Annotated in this window: 17 protein-coding genes; 9 read left to right on the top strand and 8 right to left on the bottom strand. The window is 69.5% G+C overall.

What is annotated here, in order from left to right:
• Nucleotides 1-58: 58 nt before the first annotated feature.
• The 6 genes from OG588_RS11425 to OG588_RS11400 all read right to left on the bottom strand — a co-directional run bounded on the left by OG588_RS11425 (nucleotide 59) and on the right by OG588_RS11400 (nucleotide 6,215).
• Nucleotides 59-1,048, bottom strand: coding sequence for a zinc-dependent alcohol dehydrogenase family protein (locus OG588_RS11425; RefSeq protein WP_405947180.1), 990 nt, complete (start codon nucleotides 1,046-1,048; stop codon nucleotides 59-61).
• Nucleotides 1,045-1,893: a carbohydrate ABC transporter permease gene (locus tag OG588_RS11420; protein ID WP_405947179.1), complete on the bottom strand. Its 849-nt coding sequence runs from the start codon at nucleotides 1,891-1,893 to the stop codon at nucleotides 1,045-1,047. The genes OG588_RS11425 and OG588_RS11420 overlap by 4 nt, the downstream gene beginning before the upstream one ends.
• A complete protein-coding gene (locus tag OG588_RS11415; RefSeq protein WP_405947178.1) occupies nucleotides 1,890-2,828 on the bottom strand; it encodes a carbohydrate ABC transporter permease in 939 nt (312 codons plus the stop codon). Before OG588_RS11415 ends, OG588_RS11420 begins: the two co-directional genes overlap by 4 nt.
• A complete protein-coding gene (locus OG588_RS11410; RefSeq protein ID WP_405947177.1) occupies nucleotides 2,825-4,195 on the bottom strand; it encodes an ABC transporter substrate-binding protein in 1,371 nt (456 codons plus the stop codon). Before OG588_RS11410 ends, OG588_RS11415 begins: the two co-directional genes overlap by 4 nt.
• A 144-nt stretch (nucleotides 4,196-4,339) precedes the next feature.
• Nucleotides 4,340-5,110, bottom strand: a complete 771-nt coding sequence (locus OG588_RS11405) for a DeoR/GlpR family DNA-binding transcription regulator (protein WP_360078482.1) — start codon at nucleotides 5,108-5,110, stop codon at nucleotides 4,340-4,342.
• A 295-nt stretch (nucleotides 5,111-5,405) separates the two neighbouring features.
• Complete coding sequence (locus OG588_RS11400; RefSeq protein ID WP_405947176.1) at nucleotides 5,406-6,215, bottom strand: NAD-dependent epimerase/dehydratase family protein; 810 nt, start codon at nucleotides 6,213-6,215, stop codon at nucleotides 5,406-5,408.
• A 228-nt stretch (nucleotides 6,216-6,443) separates the two neighbouring features.
• On the opposite strand from OG588_RS11400, the gene OG588_RS11395 reads away from it, so the two are divergent.
• Together OG588_RS11395 and OG588_RS11390 are read left to right on the top strand one after the other, a co-directional pair.
• Nucleotides 6,444-7,409 (top strand): 5-dehydro-4-deoxyglucarate dehydratase, encoded by a 966-nt coding sequence (locus OG588_RS11395; RefSeq protein WP_405947175.1) that lies wholly within the window; start codon nucleotides 6,444-6,446, stop codon nucleotides 7,407-7,409.
• The gene (locus OG588_RS11390) at nucleotides 7,406-8,569 is read left to right on the top strand and encodes a hypothetical protein (RefSeq protein ID WP_405947174.1); all 1,164 of its coding nucleotides are present in this window, start codon (nucleotides 7,406-7,408) and stop codon (nucleotides 8,567-8,569) included. The genes OG588_RS11395 and OG588_RS11390 overlap by 4 nt, the downstream gene beginning before the upstream one ends.
• Here OG588_RS11390 and OG588_RS11385 read toward each other — a convergent pair.
• Nucleotides 8,506-9,765: an MFS transporter gene (locus OG588_RS11385; protein ID WP_405947173.1), complete on the bottom strand. Its 1,260-nt coding sequence runs from the start codon at nucleotides 9,763-9,765 to the stop codon at nucleotides 8,506-8,508. The two genes, OG588_RS11390 and OG588_RS11385, sit on opposite strands and share 64 nt — an antisense overlap.
• 154 nt (nucleotides 9,766-9,919) lie before the next feature.
• Between OG588_RS11385 and OG588_RS11380 the strand changes: the two genes are divergently transcribed.
• A complete protein-coding gene (locus OG588_RS11380; protein ID WP_405947172.1) occupies nucleotides 9,920-10,507 on the top strand; it encodes a TIGR03086 family metal-binding protein in 588 nt (195 codons plus the stop codon).
• Nucleotides 10,508-10,524: 17 nt separating this feature from the next.
• Here the strand turns inward: OG588_RS11380 and OG588_RS11375 are convergent, their stop codons facing one another.
• Nucleotides 10,525-11,118 carry an HD domain-containing protein gene (locus OG588_RS11375; protein WP_405947171.1) on the bottom strand — a complete coding sequence of 198 codons (594 nt, stop codon included), beginning with the start codon at nucleotides 11,116-11,118 and terminating at the stop codon, nucleotides 10,525-10,527.
• A gap of 125 nt (nucleotides 11,119-11,243) precedes the next feature.
• Between OG588_RS11375 and OG588_RS11370 the strand changes: the two genes are divergently transcribed.
• The 6 genes from OG588_RS11370 to OG588_RS11345 all read left to right on the top strand — a co-directional run bounded on the left by OG588_RS11370 (nucleotide 11,244) and on the right by OG588_RS11345 (nucleotide 17,363).
• Nucleotides 11,244-11,993 (top strand): MBL fold metallo-hydrolase, encoded by a 750-nt coding sequence (locus OG588_RS11370; protein ID WP_405947170.1) that lies wholly within the window; start codon nucleotides 11,244-11,246, stop codon nucleotides 11,991-11,993.
• Between the two features lie 147 nt (nucleotides 11,994-12,140).
• On the top strand, nucleotides 12,141-12,869 hold the full coding sequence (locus tag OG588_RS11365; RefSeq protein WP_405947169.1) for a GntR family transcriptional regulator: 729 nt from the start codon (nucleotides 12,141-12,143) through the stop codon (nucleotides 12,867-12,869).
• Nucleotides 12,866-13,774, top strand: a complete 909-nt coding sequence (locus OG588_RS11360; protein WP_366091765.1) for a dihydrodipicolinate synthase family protein — start codon at nucleotides 12,866-12,868, stop codon at nucleotides 13,772-13,774. Before OG588_RS11365 ends, OG588_RS11360 begins: the two co-directional genes overlap by 4 nt.
• On the top strand, nucleotides 13,762-15,492 hold the full coding sequence (gene araD / locus OG588_RS11355) for an L-arabinonate dehydratase (protein WP_405947168.1): 1,731 nt from the start codon (nucleotides 13,762-13,764) through the stop codon (nucleotides 15,490-15,492). The genes OG588_RS11360 and araD overlap by 13 nt, the downstream gene beginning before the upstream one ends.
• Nucleotides 15,493-15,546: 54 nt before the next feature.
• Nucleotides 15,547-16,482 carry a sugar ABC transporter permease gene (locus tag OG588_RS11350; RefSeq protein WP_365309116.1) on the top strand — a complete coding sequence of 312 codons (936 nt, stop codon included), beginning with the start codon at nucleotides 15,547-15,549 and terminating at the stop codon, nucleotides 16,480-16,482.
• Nucleotides 16,479-17,363 (top strand): carbohydrate ABC transporter permease, encoded by an 885-nt coding sequence (locus OG588_RS11345; RefSeq protein ID WP_317770403.1) that lies wholly within the window; start codon nucleotides 16,479-16,481, stop codon nucleotides 17,361-17,363. Before OG588_RS11350 ends, OG588_RS11345 begins: the two co-directional genes overlap by 4 nt.
• Nucleotides 17,364-17,398 lie beyond the last annotated feature (35 nt).

Genomic DNA, 17,398 nt, shown 5'->3' with positions numbered 1-17,398 from the left:
ACCAATTGGCCAACCCTTGGAACCACCGGCTCGAAACCGCCCCTGACCCTCCTGCGGACTAGGGAATCACCACGATCTTCCGGCCCACCCCCGCCGCGAACTGCTCCAGCGCCTGCGGATACCGCTCCAGCTCGATCCGGTCGCTGATGAAGATCTCCGGGTCGAGGACCCCGTTCGCGAACAGCTCCGCCGCCCGTTCGAAGCTGTGCAGCACCGCCATGGAGCCGGTGATGGTGATCTCCTGGTTGTAGATGCGGTACGGGTCGATCGACACCCGGGTCGCGTAGTCGGCCACCCCGAACTGGAGGAACGTGCCCGCCTTCGCCACCCGGCCCAGGCCGTCCTGGATCGCCGCCGCGTTGCCGGTCGCGTCGACCACGAGGTCCCAGCCCTGCGGCTTGTCCAGCTCGTCCGCGTTCGCCGCGGAGCCGGAGACACCGAGCGTGCGGGCCGTCTCCAGGCGGGCCGGGTTCAGGTCCACGATGTCGACGCTCGCCGCACCGGTGCGCTTCGCCAGCTCCAGCATCATCAGGCCCATGGTCCCGGAGCCGTAGATCAGGACGTGCGCGCCGAGGCGGGACTTGAGGACGTCGTAGCCGCGCACCGCGCACGACAGTGGCTCGACGAGGGCCGCGTCCTGGGTGCGGACGTGTTCGGGGAGCTTCACGCAGTTCGCCACCGGGGCGAGTGCGTACTGGGCCGCGCCGCCCGCCGTGGTGACGCCGATCGCGGCCCAGCGTTCGCAGAGGTTGTTGTGGCCGTTGCGGCACTGCCGGCACTCGTAGCAGTAGAGGGATGGGTCCACGGCCACCTGGTCGCCGACCGAGACCTCGGTGACCTGGGTGCCGACCGCGACGATCTCGCCGGCGAACTCGTGGCCCGGCACGATCGGCAGCTTGGGCGCGAACTCGCCCTGGAGGATGTGCAGATCGGTGCCGCACAGCCCGCAGGCAGCGACCTCGACGACGACCTCGCGGGGGCCCGGCGTCGGGTCGGGGACCTCGGTGACGACGGCGCGGCCCACGGACTCGATGACGGCGGCCTTCATTTCACGGCTCCCAAGGAGAGGCCCTGGACCAGCTTGTCCTGGGCGGCGAACCCCGCGGCGAGCACCGGCAGGGAGACGACGAGCGACGCGGCGCACACCTTCGCCAGGAACAGGCCCTGGCTGGTGATGAAGCCGGTCAGGAAGACGGGGGCGGTCTCGGCGACCACACCCGTGAGGACCCGGGCGAACAGCAGCTCGTTCCAGCTGAAGATGAAGCAGATCAGGGAGGTCGCCGCGATACCGGGGAGGGCGATCGGGGCCACCACGCGCGCGAGGATGGTCGGCAGCCGCGCGCCGTCGATCTGCGCCGCCTCGATGACGGCGACCGGGACCTCGGCGAGGAACGACTGCATCATCCACACCGCGATCGGCAGGTTCATCGAGGTGTAGAGGATGACCAGGAGCCAGATGTTGTCCAGCATCCCGGCGTTCTTCGCGAACAGGTAGATCGGCAGCAGGCCCGCCACCACCGGGAGCATCTTCGTGGACAGGAAGAAGAACAGGACGTCGGTCCACTTCTTCACCGGGCGGATCGACAGCGCGTAGGCCGCCGGGAACGCCAGCACCAGCACGAAGAGCGTCGAAGCCACCGACGCGACCAGCGAGTTGGTCAGCGCGGGCCAGGGGCTCGCGCCGCCGCCCGTGCCGAAGAACTCCCGGTAGCCGCTCAGGGTGAGGGCGGCCCCGAAGGACGGCGGATTGGTCGCCGCGTCCGTCTCCGAGTGGAAGGACGTCAGCGCCATCCAGGCGATGGGCAGGAAGAACACGATGCCGAGAAGCCAGGCCACCAGGCCGAGGCCCGCTCCTTTACGGCGGTCACGCACGCGTACGGCGATGCTGCTCATGCGCGGGACGCCTCCTCACGGAACAGGGACGACACGACGCGCAGGGCGAAGGTCGCGATGATGATCGAGCCGATGACGACCAGGACACCGGCCGCCGAGGCGAGGCCGTTCTCGTGCGCCTGGTAGAAGCTCTGGTAGACGGTGTAGGGCAGGTTGGCGGTGCCCAGGCCGCCGGACGTGATGGTGAAGACCGCGTCGAAGTTCTGGACGATGTAGATCGAGCCCAGCAGGGCGCCGAGTTCAAGATAGCGGCGCAGGTGCGGCAGGGTCAGATAGCGGAAGACCTGCCAGTCGCTCGCGCCGTCCACCTTCGCGGCCTCGATCTGCTGATGGTCGCGGCTCTGGAGGCCGGCCAGCAGGATCAGCATCATGAACGGCGTCCACTGCCACACCAGGGAGGCCTCGACCGCGAGCAGCGGGGTGTTGGAGATCCAGTCCGGCTGTGGGCCGCCCACATAGTGCAACAGCCCATTGAACAGGCCGTATTCAGGGTTGTAGAGCACATGCTTCCAGAGCAGGGCCGCGGCCACCGGCACCACCAGGAACGGGGCGATCAGCAGCGTGCGGACAAAGCCCCGGCCCTTGAACTTCCGGTCCAGGAGCAGCGCGAGCAGCAGGCCGAAGACCAGGCTGGCCACCACCACCGCCACGGTGAGCAGGACGGTCGTCCACACCGAGTGGCGCAGGTCGGCGTCGGTCAGGACCTGCTGGTAGTTGTCGAAACCGGTGAAGTGCCGGGCCTTCGGGTAGAGCGCGTTCCAGTCGAAGAAGGAGATCACCAGCGTGGCCACGAAGGGGAGTTGGGTCACGACGATCATGAAGATCAGGGCGGGGAGCAGGGGGGCGCGGGTGGCCCAGGCGCGCAGCTTGTCCGATGGCTGTCGCGCGGTACGGGTCGGACTGGTGGCCAGCGGGGCCGTTGTCGTGGCGGTCATCGTCCCTCGTACTCCTTGGAGATCTTCTCGGCGAGTTTCTGGGACTTCTTCAGGGCCGAGTCGACGGACTGCCGTCCGGCGATGGCCGAACTGATCTCCTGGGAGACCTTCGTACCGAGGTCGGTGAACTCGGGGATGTCGACGAACTGGATGCCGGGCGCGGGCCGCGGCTGCACGCCCGGGTCATTGGGTTTGGCGCCCTCGATGGCTTCCTTCGTCTGCTCCTGGAAGGCGGCGGCCTCTTTCACGTACTCGGGGTTCGTGTACGTCGAGGCGCGCTTCCCGGCCGGCACGTTGGCCCAGCCGTCCGTCTCGCCGACCAGCTGCTCGTACTGCTTGCCGGACGCCCAGGACACGAACTTCCAGGCCTTGTCGGAGTTGTGGGACGCCTTCTGGATGCCCCAGGCCCACGTGTAGAGCCAGCCGGAGGAATCGGTCTTCTCGACCGGGGCGGGGACGTAGCCGATCTTGCCCTTCACCGGGGAGCCCTTGGCCTCCAGCGATCCGGCCGCCGAGGTGGCGTCGTACCACATGGCGACCTTGCTCTGCGTGATGTTGTTGAGGCACTCGGCGAAGCCGGACTGGGCCGCGCCGGACTCGCCGTGCTTGCGGACGAGGTCGACATAGAACTTCGTCGCCTGTTCGAAGCCGGGGGAGTCGAGCTGCGCCTTCCAGTTCTTGTCGAACCAGGTGCCGCCGAAGGTGTTCACGACGGTGGTCAGCGGCGCCATCAGCTCGCCCCAACCGGGCAGCCCGCGCAGGCAGATGCCCTTCATGCCCGGCTTGGCGCCGTCGACCTTGGCGGCGATGTCGGCCACCTGGGTCCAGGTCGGGTGCGCGGGCATCGTGAGGTTCTTCTCGGCGAGCACGTCCTTGCGGTACATCAGGAAGGACGACTCGCCGTAGAACGGCTGCCCGTAGAGCTTGCCGTCGTCGGCGGTCAGGGACTCCCGCATCGGCTTGAGGATGTCCTGCTCGTCGTAGGCCGGGTCCTTCGCGACGTACGAGTTCATCTCGTGCAGCCAGCCGTTGCGGGCGTAGATCGGGATCTCGTAGTTGGAGAGGGTCGCCACGTCGTACTGGCCGGCCTGGTTGGCGAAGTCCTGGCTGATCTTGTCGCGGACGTCGTTCTCGGGCAGCACCGTGAAGTTGACCTTGATGCCGGTCTCCTTCGTGAAGTGCGGGGCCAGTTTCTGGAGTTCGGTCATCTGGGGGTTGTTGACCATCAGGACGTTGATCGAGTTGCCGCCTGATCCGGCGCCGCCCGCTCCGACCCAGCAGCCGGAGAGCAGCGGGGCGAGCAGCGTCCCTACGGCGGCCAGGGCGAGCGTGGCTCGCGGCGGCCGTCGTCGGCTCTGGGTTCGCATGGATCGCTCCTGCAGTAAGGGGAGTTGGACTTCTGGATGGACTTTTGGGGTGACAAAGGCGTCGCCGGGCATGGCTGCGCCCTACGTAGTGACTCAGTTGGTTTTTCAAACGGCTTACTGGACGCGCCCGATGCTCGTGGCGCCCTAGACGCGTATGACCTGTGGCCCCAGCAACGAGTAGCGGTGGGCTTCGGCCGACGGGAGCAGCGTGCTCGTGACGATCGTCTCCAGGGCGCCGATCTCGGCGAACCGGCAGAAACTGACCGCCCCGAACTTGGTGTGCACGCCCGCGAACACGGTGCGCCGGGCGGCGCGGATGGCCTGGGCCTTGACCTCGCTGACGGCGGGGTCGGGTGTGGTCAGGCCGTGTTCGCGGGAGATGCCGTTGGCGCCGATGAAGGCGAGGTCGAGGACGAAGCCGGCGAGCATCTTCGTCGTCCAGTGGTCCACGGTGGCCAGCGTGCCGTGCCGGACCCGGCCGCCGAGCAGCAGCACCGAGGTGTTCTCCGACTCGGCGAGCACGCCCGCCACGGGCAGGGACGCGGTGACCACGGTCAGGGGTCGGTCCCTGGGCAGCGCCTCGGCGATGAGCTGTGGGGTGAAGCCCTCGTCGACGAAGACGGTCTCGGCGTCCCCGAGCAGCTCGGCCGCGGCGATCGCGATCCGGCGCTTCTCCGGGACATGGCTGGTGGCGCGGAAGGCGAGCGTCGTCTCGAAACCGGCGCTCTCCACGGGGTAGGCGCCGCCATGGGTCCTGCGAACCAGCCCGTGGTCCTCCAGGGCGCGCAGATCGCGCCGTACGGTCTCCTTGGCCACGCCCAGCTCCGCGGCGAGCGCGGTGACGTCGACCGAGCCGGTGCGGCGCGCGGCCCGCACGATCTCCCGCTGACGCTCCTCCGCCGAACTCGCGCTCATGGCCGACACCACCTTCCCGCTCACTGGAGTACTGCCCGTTCGGGCCCGGTGCGGCCCTTGGGGGAAGTTCTACAGCGGGTGCGCGGCACTGACCAGGCCTGTTGCACGCCCGATGCTGCCCGTGTGTGACCGTTTACCGCGCGGTGTGCCCGTCGCGGACCTGCGCGGCTGTCCGCCCGGGCGTGAGATCGGGCAGCGTCCGTGCCCGAACATGCCTGCGGGCGGGCCCGTTCGGTGCCCGCCCGCGTCTCCGGAGACCCTTTTCCCGTCAGTACGACCGGATGTACGGCCCGTGTCAGTACGGCCAGATCGGCGGGTCGTTCACGAAGTGGCCACCGAGATAGGCGTGCGCCTCGACTCCCGGCCGGAGCTCGCCCTGCTCGGCGACGATCTTCTCGGCGTACGGCTCGGAGTCGTCCCGCGGCTCGTAACCGAGCGCCCGCGCGGTCGAAAGGTCCCACCACAGGCGGGTGTTGGCGGAGGAGCCGTAGACGACGGTGTGCTGTACGTCCTCGGCGGTCAGGGCCGCGTGGAAGAGGCGGGCACCGTCGCCGGGGCTCATCCAGATCGACAGCATGCGCACGCTGCTGGGCTCCGCGAAGCAGGAGCCGATGCGCACGGAGACGGTCTCCAGGCCGTGCTTGTCCCAGTAGAGCTGCGCCAGGTCCTCACCGAAGGACTTCGACAGGCCGTAGAAGGTGTCGGGGCGGTGCGGGGTGTCGATCGGGATGAGCGGGTCGCTGTTCTGCGGCCTCGGGGTGTAGCCCACCGCATGGTTGGAGGAGGCGAAGACGATGCGGGCGACGCCCTCCTCGCGGGCGGCCTCGTAGAGGTTGTACGTGCCCTCGATGTTCGACTTCAGGATCTTGTCGAAGGACGCTTCCAGGGAGATGCCCGCGAGATGGATGATCGCGTCGACGCCCCGCACGGCCTCGCGGAGCGCCGCCCGGTCGGAGAGGTCGGCGGTGATCGCGTCCGGCTCGCCCTCGATGGGGCGGAGGTCGAGCAGCCGCAACTCGTAGCCGTACGCGGGGAGCAGGTCCCGCATCAGGGTGCCGAGCCCGCCTGCGGCGCCGGTGAGCAGAACGGTGCGGGGAGCGGGCATCCTCGGTCTCCTTGAGTGGTCGGCCTCATCCGTGAATGATATTCACATGCATGGACAAGCTAGGGATCGGTCGCCGTGCCCGTCAAGTGTGGCGCGGACCTGGGGAATCCGCTCCCCTGTTGCTCATTCGCGCGCTTGACCCACCCAGAGGCGGCTCCTTAGGGTGAGGTTGTTCAGAGATGTGGACATTGATCAGAAGAACGTACGCGCTTGTTCAAGGGAGAGCCCGTGACGCCAGCCCCTCTCGCCGACCGGCTCAGTATTCCCAGCGGGCCGCTGTTCTTCCCCGTCACTCCGTACGGCCCCGACGGCTCCGTCGATCCCGACGTCTACCGCGAGCATGTCCGCCGGGGCGTAGCGGCCGGAGCCGCCGCGGTCTTCGCGTGCTGCGGCACCGGGGAGTTCCACGCGCTGCTGCCCGAGGAGTTCGAGGCGTGTGTGCGGGCCGCCGTGGAGGCGACCGAGGGCCGGGTGCCGGTGGTCGCGGGCGCGGGCTACGGCACGGCGCTCGCCGTACGGTACGCACGGCTCGCGGAGGCCGCCGGCGCGGACGGGCTGCTGGCCATGCCGCCGTACCTCGTGGTCGCCGGGCAGGAGGGGCTGCTGCGGCACTACCGCGAGGTGGCCGCGGCGACCGCGCTGCCCGTCATCGTCTACCAGCGCGACAACGCGGTGTTCACCCCGGCCACGGTGGTCGAACTCGCGCGCACCGAGGGCATCATCGGCTTCAAGGACGGCCTCGGCGACCTCGATCTGATGCAGCGGATCGTGAGCACCGTCCGCACCGAAGTCCCGGGAGACTTCCTGTACTTCAACGGACTGCCGACCGCCGAACAGACCCAACTCGCCTACCGGGGCATCGGCATCACCCTCTACTCGTCCGCCGTGTTCTGCTTCGTCCCCGAGATCGCGCTCGCCTTCCACCGAGCGCTCGCGACCGGCGACGACATCACGGCCAACCGTCTCCTGGACGGTTTCTACCTGCCGTTCGTCGAACTGCGCGCCCAGGGCCGTGGTTACGCCGTCTCGCTCGTCAAGGCGGGTGTGCGGATGCGAGGGTTGGACGTAGGCGAGGTCCGCCCGCCGCTGACCGAACCGACCGAGGACCACGTCAAGCAGCTCGCCCAACTCATCGAGCGCGGCTACACGTTGATCGAGTCACAGATGGATTCGCGGATCGAGGAGGGCGCGTGAAGGCATCGGCTTTCGTCTATCCCTGGGACGTCAACGGCGACCCGGCGGCAGGCGCCAGGATCACCGAACTCGGCGTCCAGCAGGCGACTCTCGCCTCCGCGTACCACTCCACACGCGCGTTGACCCCCCGCCACCCGCGCCACCGCATCGTCACCGCCGAGCACGCGGCGGTCCTGTACCCCACGGACACCCGTTGGGAGGGGCGGGAGTTGAGGCCGTACGCGGCCGGCGACTGGGCTCCCGGTGATGCCTACGGTGAGGCGTCCGCCGCCCTCGCGGACGCGGGCCTGGAGGTGCACACCTGGGTCGTGCTCGCCCACAACTCCCGTCTGGGCGCGGACCATCCGGACACGTCGGTGGTCAACGCCTACGGTGACCGCTACCCCTGGGCACCCTGCATCGCTCAGCCCGCCACGCGCGCGTACCTCGTCGACCTCGCCGCCGAGGCGGCCGTACGCCCCGGTGCGCGCGGCACCGAACTGGAGTCCCTCGGCTGGTACGGCCTCACCCACCTGCACGCCCACGACAAGACCGCCGGCATCGGCCTCGGGGACGCCGGCCAGTACCTGATGGCCCTGTGCTTCTGCCCGACCTGCCGGGAGGGCTACGGCGAACAGGGCCTCGACGCCGAGGAGTTGGCGGAGGTCGTACGCGCCGCGCTGGAACCGGTGTGGCAGGGGGCGCCCTCCGACGGCGGCTGGGCGGGGGTCGAGAAACTCCTCGGCGAGACGAACGCGACGGCCACGCGCGCGTGGCGCGACGAGCGGGCCCGCACGCTCCAGGAGACGGCGGTCGCCGCGGTCCGGGCGGCCGCACCCGCCGACTTCCAGGTGCTGCTGCACGCGGACCCGGAGTCGTACCACTGCGGCGCCAACGCGGGCGTGGACCCCGGGCACATCCTGTCCGTGGCCGACGGCGTGGTCGTCCCCTGCACGGGCGGCGCGGGCCTGTTGACGCCGTTCGCCGAACAGGGCGTGGACGGGGCCGTGTTGGCCGCCAACTTCACGGTGGTCTCCGGGATGGGAGGACGGCCGGGTGCGCTGGCGGCGGACGCGGCACGGGCCCAAGGCCTCGGGGCGACCGAACTGCGGCTCTATCACGCGGGGTTGGCGTCGGAGGGGGACTTGGCGGAGGTACGGGAGGCGTTGGCCGGGCTCTGAGGCGGGGACACGCCCTTCGCGACCAGCGCGAGAGAAGCACTCGTCGTAAGCAGCGCGAGGCCGTACAGGACCAACAGCAGCCGATGGCCGACCAGTTCGACCAGCGCCGCCCCCGCCCCCAGCCCGATCACGTTCGGAGTGAAGATCAGGGTGTTGGCGGTGGCGGTCGCCCGCCCGAGGACCGGTCCCGGCAACTCCCGCTGTACGGCGGTGAACGCGGCGATCAGCACGCACGGCAACCCCAGACCGATCGCCGCGCTGCAGGCCAGGACGACCGGGTCGGACGGCACCGCCCGCGCAGCCACCGCCACCGCCGTGAGCGCGATCCCGGCCGCCCCGAACCGCCGCTCGCCGAGCCGTCGTAGAGCAGGTCCGGAGACGAGACCGACCGCCACCGAGCCGGCGCCCTGGGCCACGTACAGCACGCCGGAGTAGGCCGGGGTGTGCCCGAGGGCGTCGACGATCGCGTAGGTCGTGGTGCTGCTCAGGGAGGCGAGGAACATCGTGGCCCCGCCCGCCAGGACCAGCGGGCGTAGGAGGGGATGCCTCCACAACTCGCGGACGCCCTCGGCGGTTTGAGCCCGCCAGGTGCCGGCGGGGCGCTGCGGCCGTTCCTCCTGCGCGCGGATGAGCAGCCACAGGCCCGCCGCCAGCGCGAACGTGACCGCGTCCAGAACGGCCACCGTAGGCCCGCCGAACGCCGCGTACAGGCCCGCGCCCGTCAGCGGCGCGACCAGTTTCATGCCCTCCACGGCCGTCATCCGCAGCCCGTTGAAGTCGCCGAGGAGGTCCCGGTCGACGATGGTGGCGACCAGGGCCGACTCGGCGGGGTCCTGGACGACGACGGTGGTGCCGTAGACGAACAGGACGGTGAAGAGGAGCCACAGGTCGGCGCGGGAGTGGACGCCGAAGAGGGTGAGGAGGAGGGCGGCCAGGCCGAGGTTCGTCCGGATCAGCAGGGGTTTGCGGCGGACGCGGTCGGCGATCGTGCCGAGGGCCGGGCCGAACAGGGTCGGCGCCCAGACCGCGAACATGCACAGCGCGGCGAGACCGTTCGAGCCGGTGAGGTCCTTCACCCACACGCCGGCCGCCAGGCCCAGCGCGGACGTCCCGAAGGCGGACACCACCAGGCCCACGAAATACAGCCCCGCGTTGCGGTCCCGCAGGATGCGTGTGACCGTCCAGTTTGTCGTCATGCCTGGTCATCGTGGGTCTAAGGCAGGGGCGACGGCATCGGGCAGGTGCCGTAGAAAAGCGCGGCTGCGGGGGCGTGGCACGGGCGCGCGATGAGTTTCGGGGCCGCCGCCGGTCTACCTCACGAGTGGAGACCGAACCCCGGAAGGGAAGCCCATGACCGACAGCATCTTCGACCTCGGCCCGCAGGCCCGAGTGGTGGGCCGCCTCGTGGAGGGCGTCACCGACGAGCAACTCAGGGACGTGACCCCGTGCCCCGGCACCGCCGTACGCAACATGCTGGGACACCTGCTCGGCCTGTCCGTCGCCTTCCGCGACGCCGCGCGCAAGGACCTGGGCGTCATGACGGACACCGCACCGGACACCGGTGCCTCCGACATCGGCCCCGGCTGGCGCGAGGACTTCCCGAAGGTTCTCGACGGACTCGCCGAGGCCTGGCGCGACCCGGCCGCCTGGACCGGCATGACCCGCGCGGGTGGCATCGACCTCCCCGGCGCGGTCGCCGCGGCCGTCGTCGCCGACGAACTGGTCATCCACGGCTGGGACTTGGCCAACGCCACCGGCCAGCCGTACGAGCCCGACCCGGCCGCACTGCAGGCGTCGTACACCTTTCTGCTGGCGGCGGCCGAGGACCCGACCGGGGGCGGGGGCATCTTCGGCCCGGTGGTACCGGTACCGGCGGACGCGCCGCTGCTGGAGCGGGCGGTGGGGTTGAGTGGGCGGGATCCGGGGTGGAAGCCGTAGGAGCGTCCGACGAGCCCTCAGGCGTGGATCGGGAAGGACGCCTGGAACGCCAGGCGTTCGTCGGCCATGTCGCCGATGCGGGCGAGGACCTCGTCGAGCGCGATGAACTCCTCCCACACCGCCCTGCCCGTCGCCTCGGTCAGCCGGGCCACGACGAGATCCTCCAGCTCGGGAACACGCTTGTTCTTCCAGATCTTGTCGGCGAGGCTCACCAGGAGGTCCTCCAGGCCAACACGTGACCGCGCCCACGATGCGTGCGTAGCGGCGAAGCGGGCCAGCTCCGGGCTGACGCCGTGGCCGAGCAGGAGAGTCCGTCCCGCCTCCTCGTGCGCCGCCCCGGGTCCGGACAGCTCGGAGACGTGCACCGTCTTCCCCACGTCGTGCGTCGCCGCCCCGAAGAGCACCGCCTCGCGGTCGAAGACCACGACCGGGTAGCGCTGCTCCACCCAGCCGACCAGTTGATGCGCGACGTCATGGACGGCTCGCAGATGAGCCGCCAGCCGCGGCGGGCTGCCCAGCTCCGACAGAAGCTCGACGACACGATCCGGCAGCGGGAGCAGAGGAGGGTCGACGGTGCCGCTCATCGCCCTCGACAAAAGAGCGTTGGTCATCACCGCGCCAGGGTACTGACCGCAGCTTCCTCTGGTGGGTGTCCGTAGACCGTCCTGAGGCCGAGCACCACGGAACGCCCTGAAATGTGAGTGCCGCGGGCTCCGGAACCGTACTCTTCCCCACCATGCCTCTCAGTCTGACCATCCTCGGCACCGCCTCCCCGCATCCGCGCCCCGGCCGCCCCTGCTCCGGGTACCTGCTGCGCGGCGGCGGCGCCGAGGTGTGGCTGGACGCGGGCACCGGGACGTTCGCCGAGTTGCAGCGGCACACCGATCCGGCGCGGCTCACCGCGATCTGGATCTCGCATCTGCACGCCGACCACAGCGCCGATCTCCTCGCCGCCGCCTACGCGTTCGCCTTCGGCGGGATGACCCCGACCTCCCCGATCCCGCTCTACGCCCCGCAGGACTGCGCCCGCCGACTCGCCGGCTTCTTCGGACAGCCGGACGTCCGCTTCCTGAACGGCGTCTTCGACTTCCGATCGCTCTACGACGGCCACACCGTCCGGCACTGGAACCTCCGGCTCACCGCACGCGCCGTCGCCCACGACACCGAGGCGTACGGGCTGCGCGCCGAGTGCCAGGGGAGTGTCCTGGGGTACTCCGGGGACAGCGGACCCTGCGAGGCACTGACCGAACTCGCGGGCGGCGCCGACGTGTTCCTGTGCGAGGCCGACATCGACCGGCATCGCGAAGGCGAACGCCAGGTCCACCTCACGCCCGAGGACGCCGCCGCCTGCGCCAAGGGCGCGCGCGAACTCCTCATCACCCACGTGGGACCCACCCTCACCCGCGAAGCGGCCCTGGAACGCGCCGCCGCGATCTTCCCCGGCCGGACCTCCGCCGCGCTGGAAGGCGTCACCAAGACCATGTGAAGCGCTTTCTGGTTCCTTTGTCAGAAGCATTGACGAAACACAGGGCCGCTCCTACCTTCAACGCGTCGTACTTCGTACGTCATATATGAGACGCGATACGCGAGATCAGATACGCGACCGCAACCACGTGACATCCGAGAGGCGCGCATGACCTCTGTGCCCACGCCGATCCCGTCCCGCACGCAGTACGTGCAGGAGGAGATCAAACGCCGCATCCTCACCGGGCAGTTGACGCCGGGTCAGCCACTGGTCGAGACCGACCTCGCCGCACAGTTCGGGGTGTCCAAGACCCCGGTGCGCGAGGCGCTCAAGACCCTGGCCGGTACCGGGCTCGTCGTGATGAACCAGTACAAGGGCGTCACGGTGCGCATGGTGGACGCGGACATGGCGCGCGAGGTGTACGACGTACGGCTGCTCCTCGAACCCGAGGCGCTCCGCCGTGCCGTACGACGCCAGGCCTCCCTCGACGCCGCACGCGACGCGCTGACCCGCGCCGACGAGGCCACCGACACCGCCGAACGCTCCCTCGCCAACCGGGAGTTCCACCGCGCGCTGTACCTGCCGTGCGGCAACCCGCTGCTCGGCCGGATGCTCGACGAGGTCCGCGACCAGGCCGCCCTCGTCTCCGCCGTCGCCTGGGCCGCCTCGCCCTCCTGGGAACGGGAGGCCGGCGAACACCGCGAGATCCTGCGACTCGCCCTCGACGGCGACGCGGACGGTGCGGCGACCGCACTGCACACCCACATCGCGTCGTTCGTGCAACGGGCCTTCCCCGGCACGGAGTTGGAGACCCGCGGGCAGGACACCCCCGGTCGGGACACCCCCGGTCTGGACACCCCCGGACGGGACACCCACGGAGAGGACGGTCGGGAATGACGGCGAGGTTCGAGGCCCAACGCGCCGCCCTGGCCGACGTCGTGGCGATCCCGGTGACCCCGTTCGCCGAGGACGGCGGCGTCGACCAGGACACCCACCGGGCCCTGCTGCGCCGACTGCTCGACGGCGGGGTCAGGATCGTCACGCCCAATGGGAACACCGGCGAGTTCTACGCCCTGACTCCCCAAGAGCGGCAACTGGTCACGGAGTTGACCGTCGACGAGGTGGGCGAACGCGCCGCGATCCTCGTCGGCGTCGGACACGACGTACCCACCGCCGTCCAATCCGCCCTGCACGCCCGCGAGTTGGGCGCCCAGATGGTGATGGTCCACCAGCCCGTCCACCCGTACGTCTCACAGGACGGCTGGGTCGACTACCACCGCGCCATCGCCGAGGCCGTGCCCGACCTGGGCGTCGTCCCGTACATCCGCAACGCCCAACTCCTCGGCGCCCGCCTCGCCGAACTCGCCGACGACTGCCCGAACGTGATCGGCGTCAAGTACGCCGTCCCGGACGCGGCCCGCTTCGCCGCCTTCGCCCGGGACGCGGGGCTCGAACGCTTCGTGTGGGTGGCCGGGCTGGCCGAACCGTACGCGCCCTCCTACTTCTCGGCGGGCGCCACCGGCTTCACCTCAGGGCTTGTGAACGTCGCCCCGTCCGTCTCGCTGAACATGATCGAAGCGCTTCGATCGGGGGACTATCCCGGGGCGATGAAGGTGTGGGAGCAGATCCGCCGTTTTGAGGAACTAAGGGCCGCAAACGGCTCCGCGAACAACGTCACCATCGTCAAGGAAGCGCTTGCGTCCCTCGGGCTCTGCCGCCGCGAGGTCCGCCCGCCCAGCAGGCCCCTGCCCGAGGGCGAGCGTGCCGAGGTCGCCGCGATAGCCGCCGGATGGTCCGTATGAAGTCACCGGACGAGCTCAGAAGCCACCAGTGGTACGGCACCGACGGGCTGCGCTCCTTCAGTCACCGGGCCCGCACCCGCCAGCTCGGCTACCTCCCCGAGGAACACCTCGGCAAGCCCGTCATCGCGATCCTCAACACCTGGTCGGACATCAATCCCTGTCATGTGCACCTCCGTGAGCGCGCCCAGGCGGTCAAACGGGGTGTGTGGCAGGCGGGCGGCTTCCCGCTCGAATTCCCCGTCTCCACACTCAGCGAGACCTTCCAGAAGCCGACCCCGATGCTCTACCGCAACCTCCTCGCGATGGAGACCGAGGAACTGCTGCGGTCGTACCCGGTCGACGGCGCCGTACTGATGGGCGGCTGCGACAAGTCGACCCCCGCGCTGCTCATGGGCGCCGCCAGCGTCGACCTGCCCACCGTCTTCGTGCCCGCTGGGCCGATGCTCCCGGGCCACTGGCGCAACGAGATCCTCGGCTCCGGCACCGACATGTGGAAGTACTGGGACGACAAGCGCGCCGGCCTCATCGGCGAGTGCGAGATGACCGAGCTGGAGAGCGGCCTCGCGCGCTCGCCCGGGCACTGCATGACCATGGGGACGGCGTCCACGCTGACGGCCGCGGCGGAGGCGCTGGGCGTGACCGTGCCGGGCGCGTCGAGCATCCCGGCCGTGGACTCGGGGCACGATCGGATGGCCGCGCAATCCGGCATGAGGATCGTTGAACAAGTCCACAAGGGGCGTGTTCTCTCGTCGATTCTCACCCAAGACGCCTTCGAGGACGCGGTCACCACCGTCCTCGGCCTCGGTGGTTCGACCAACGCCGTGATCCACCTCATCGCCATGGCCGGTCGCGCGGGCGTCCACCTCACGCTCGACGACTTCGACCGCATCGCCCGCACGGTCCCGGTCCTCGCGAACATACGGCCCGGTGGCCAGACCTACCTCATGGAGGACTTCCACTTCGCCGGCGGCCTCCCCGGCTTCCTCTCCCGGATCACCGACCTGCTCCACCTGGACCGACCGACGGTCTCCTACGACACCCTGCGCGAACAGCTCGCCGACGCGCAGGTGCACAACGACGACGTGATCCGCCCGCGCGACAACCCGGTCGCGCACGAGGGCGGGGTCGCCGTCCTGCGCGGCAACCTCTGCCCGGACGGTGCGGTCATCAAGCACATCGCCGCCGAACCGCACCTGCTCAAGCACACCGGCCCCGCGGTCGTCTTCGACGACTACCGGACCATGCAACGCACCATCAACGACCCGGAGTTGGGCATCACCGCCGACAGCGTGCTGGTGCTGCGCAACGCGGGTCCCAAGGGTGGCCCCGGCATGCCCGAGTACGGCATGCTCCCGCTCCCCGACCACCTCCTCAAGCAGGGCGTCCGGGACATGGTCCGGATCTCCGACGCCCGGATGAGCGGGACGAGTTACGGCACATGCGTGCTGCACATCGCGCCCGAGTCGTACGTCGGCGGACCACTGGCGCTCGTGCGGACCGGGGACACCATCACCCTGGACGTCGAGGCACGCACCCTCCAACTCAACGTGGACGACGAGGAGTTGGGGCGACGCAGGGCGGAGTGGACACCGCCGCCCGCACGGTACGAGCGCGGCTACGGCGCGCTCTACAACGACCAGATCACCCAGGCGGACACCGGCTGCGACTTCGAGTTCCTGGCCCGGCCGGGCAAGGTGCCTGACCCGTATGCCGGTTGAGCTCCTTCCCATGCCTGTCAAGCAAGCGCTTCCTGTACTGAACGGAGAACAGTCATGGCCCAAGCCGCAGCCGTGGCGAAACCGCCCGCGCCACCCCGGCGGCGCCGTGCCTCCGCGACCCCGCGCAGGCTCCCGTACCTGCTGATCGCCCCGGCGGCCCTGCTCATGCTGGGCTTCATCGCCTACCCGGTCATCAGCGTCTTCTACTACAGCCTGCAGAACTACAACCCCACCAAGCCATGGCGCAACGGCTTCGCGGGCCTCGACAACTTCACCCACGCTTTCACCAGCGACCCCCAGTTCTGGGACACGTTGACCTTCAGCGCCAAGTGGGTCGTCGTGGAGGTGGGCCTCCAACTGCTCTTCGGACTGGCCCTCGCCCTGATCGTCAACCAGACCTTCGTGGGCCGGTCCATCGGCCGCGCGCTGGTGTTCTCCCCGTGGGCCGTGTCGGGCGTCCTGACCTCCGCGATCTGGGTGCTGCTCTACAACTCCCAGACGGGCGTGACCCGTTACCTCGCCGATATGGGAATCGGCCAGTACGGCACGAGTTGGCTCTCCGACCCCTCAACGGTCTTCTCCGCAGCGGTCGTTGCGGATCTCTGGCGAGGCGTCCCCTTCTTCGCGATCCTCATCCTCGCCGACCTCCAGTCCGTCTCGAAGGACCTCTACGAGGCCGCCGAGGTCGACGGAGCCAGCCGCTTCCAGCAGTTCCGGAACATCACCCTGCCGCACCTCAAGGACGCGATCGTCCTCTCCACCCTGCTGCGCGCGGTGTGGGAGTTCAACAACGTCGACCTCCTCTACACCCTGACCGGCGGCGGTCCGGCCGGCGAGACGACCACGCTCCCGCTCTACGTCGCCAACACCAGCGTCGAAGCGCACAACTTCGGCTACGCCTCGGCCCTCACCACGGTCGCCTTCGTGATCCTGCTCTTCTTCTCGATCATCTATCTGCGCCTGAGCAAGTTCGGAGGCGGCGACAAGTGATCACCGAGATCGCTCCGGCCCGCGAGCGGGAGTCCGCCGCACCGCAGCAGCCCCGCAAGGTCCGCCGCGCCTGGGACGAGGTCCCGCGCTGGCAGATCTACCTCCCTCTGGGCATCTACCTCGTCTTCACCCTGATCCCCTTCTACTGGATCCTGCTCTTCGCGTTCCGCCCGGCCGGCTCGACCTCCCTGGTGCCCTGGCCGATGACCCTCGACCACTTCCAGAAGGTGTGGACCGAACGCAGCTTCGGCGTCTACTTCCAGAACAGCGTCTACGTCGGCGTCGCGACCCTGATCCTCACCACCGTGGTCGCGCTGGCCGGCGGCTACGCGCTCGCCCGCTTCGAGTTCAAGGTCAAGCGCGCGTTCATGCTGGCCCTGCTCTGCTCCCAATTCGTGCCGGGCGCCCTGCTGTTGGTCCCGCTCTTCCAGATCTTCGCCAAGCTCCAGATGATCAACTCGCTCGGCAGCGTCATCCTCGCGGAGACCGTCTTCCAGTTGCCACTGTCGATGATCCTGATCAGCGGCTTCATCCGGAACGTCCCGCAGTCCCTGGAAGAGGCCGCCTGGGTCGACGGCTGCAACCGCTTCGCCGCGTTCCGCATCGTCGTCCTCCCGCTGCTGCGGCCCGGGCTGATCGCCGTCGGCTCCTTCGCCTTCGTGCACGCCTGGAACCACTTCCTCTTCGCCCTGATGTTCCTCTCCGACCAGAGCAAGCAGACGATCCCGGTCGGCCTCAACACCCTGATGAGCGCGGACAGCGTCGACCTCGGCGCACTCGCCGCGGGCGGCATCGTCGCGGCGATACCGGTGGTGATCGTGTTCGCCTTCATTCAGAAGTGGCTGATCACCGGCTTCAGCGCGGGGGCGGTGAAGGGATGAGGCAACCGCTTACCCTGCTGGCGAAGATCGTCGAC

The organism is Streptomyces prunicolor, from assembly GCF_045162825.1.
In the GTDB taxonomy this organism is placed as follows: Bacteria; Actinomycetota; Actinomycetes; order Streptomycetales; family Streptomycetaceae; genus Streptomyces; species Streptomyces prunicolor.
Note: the sequence above shows the minus strand (reverse complement) of the source record. Positions and strands in the feature narration are given on the sequence as shown.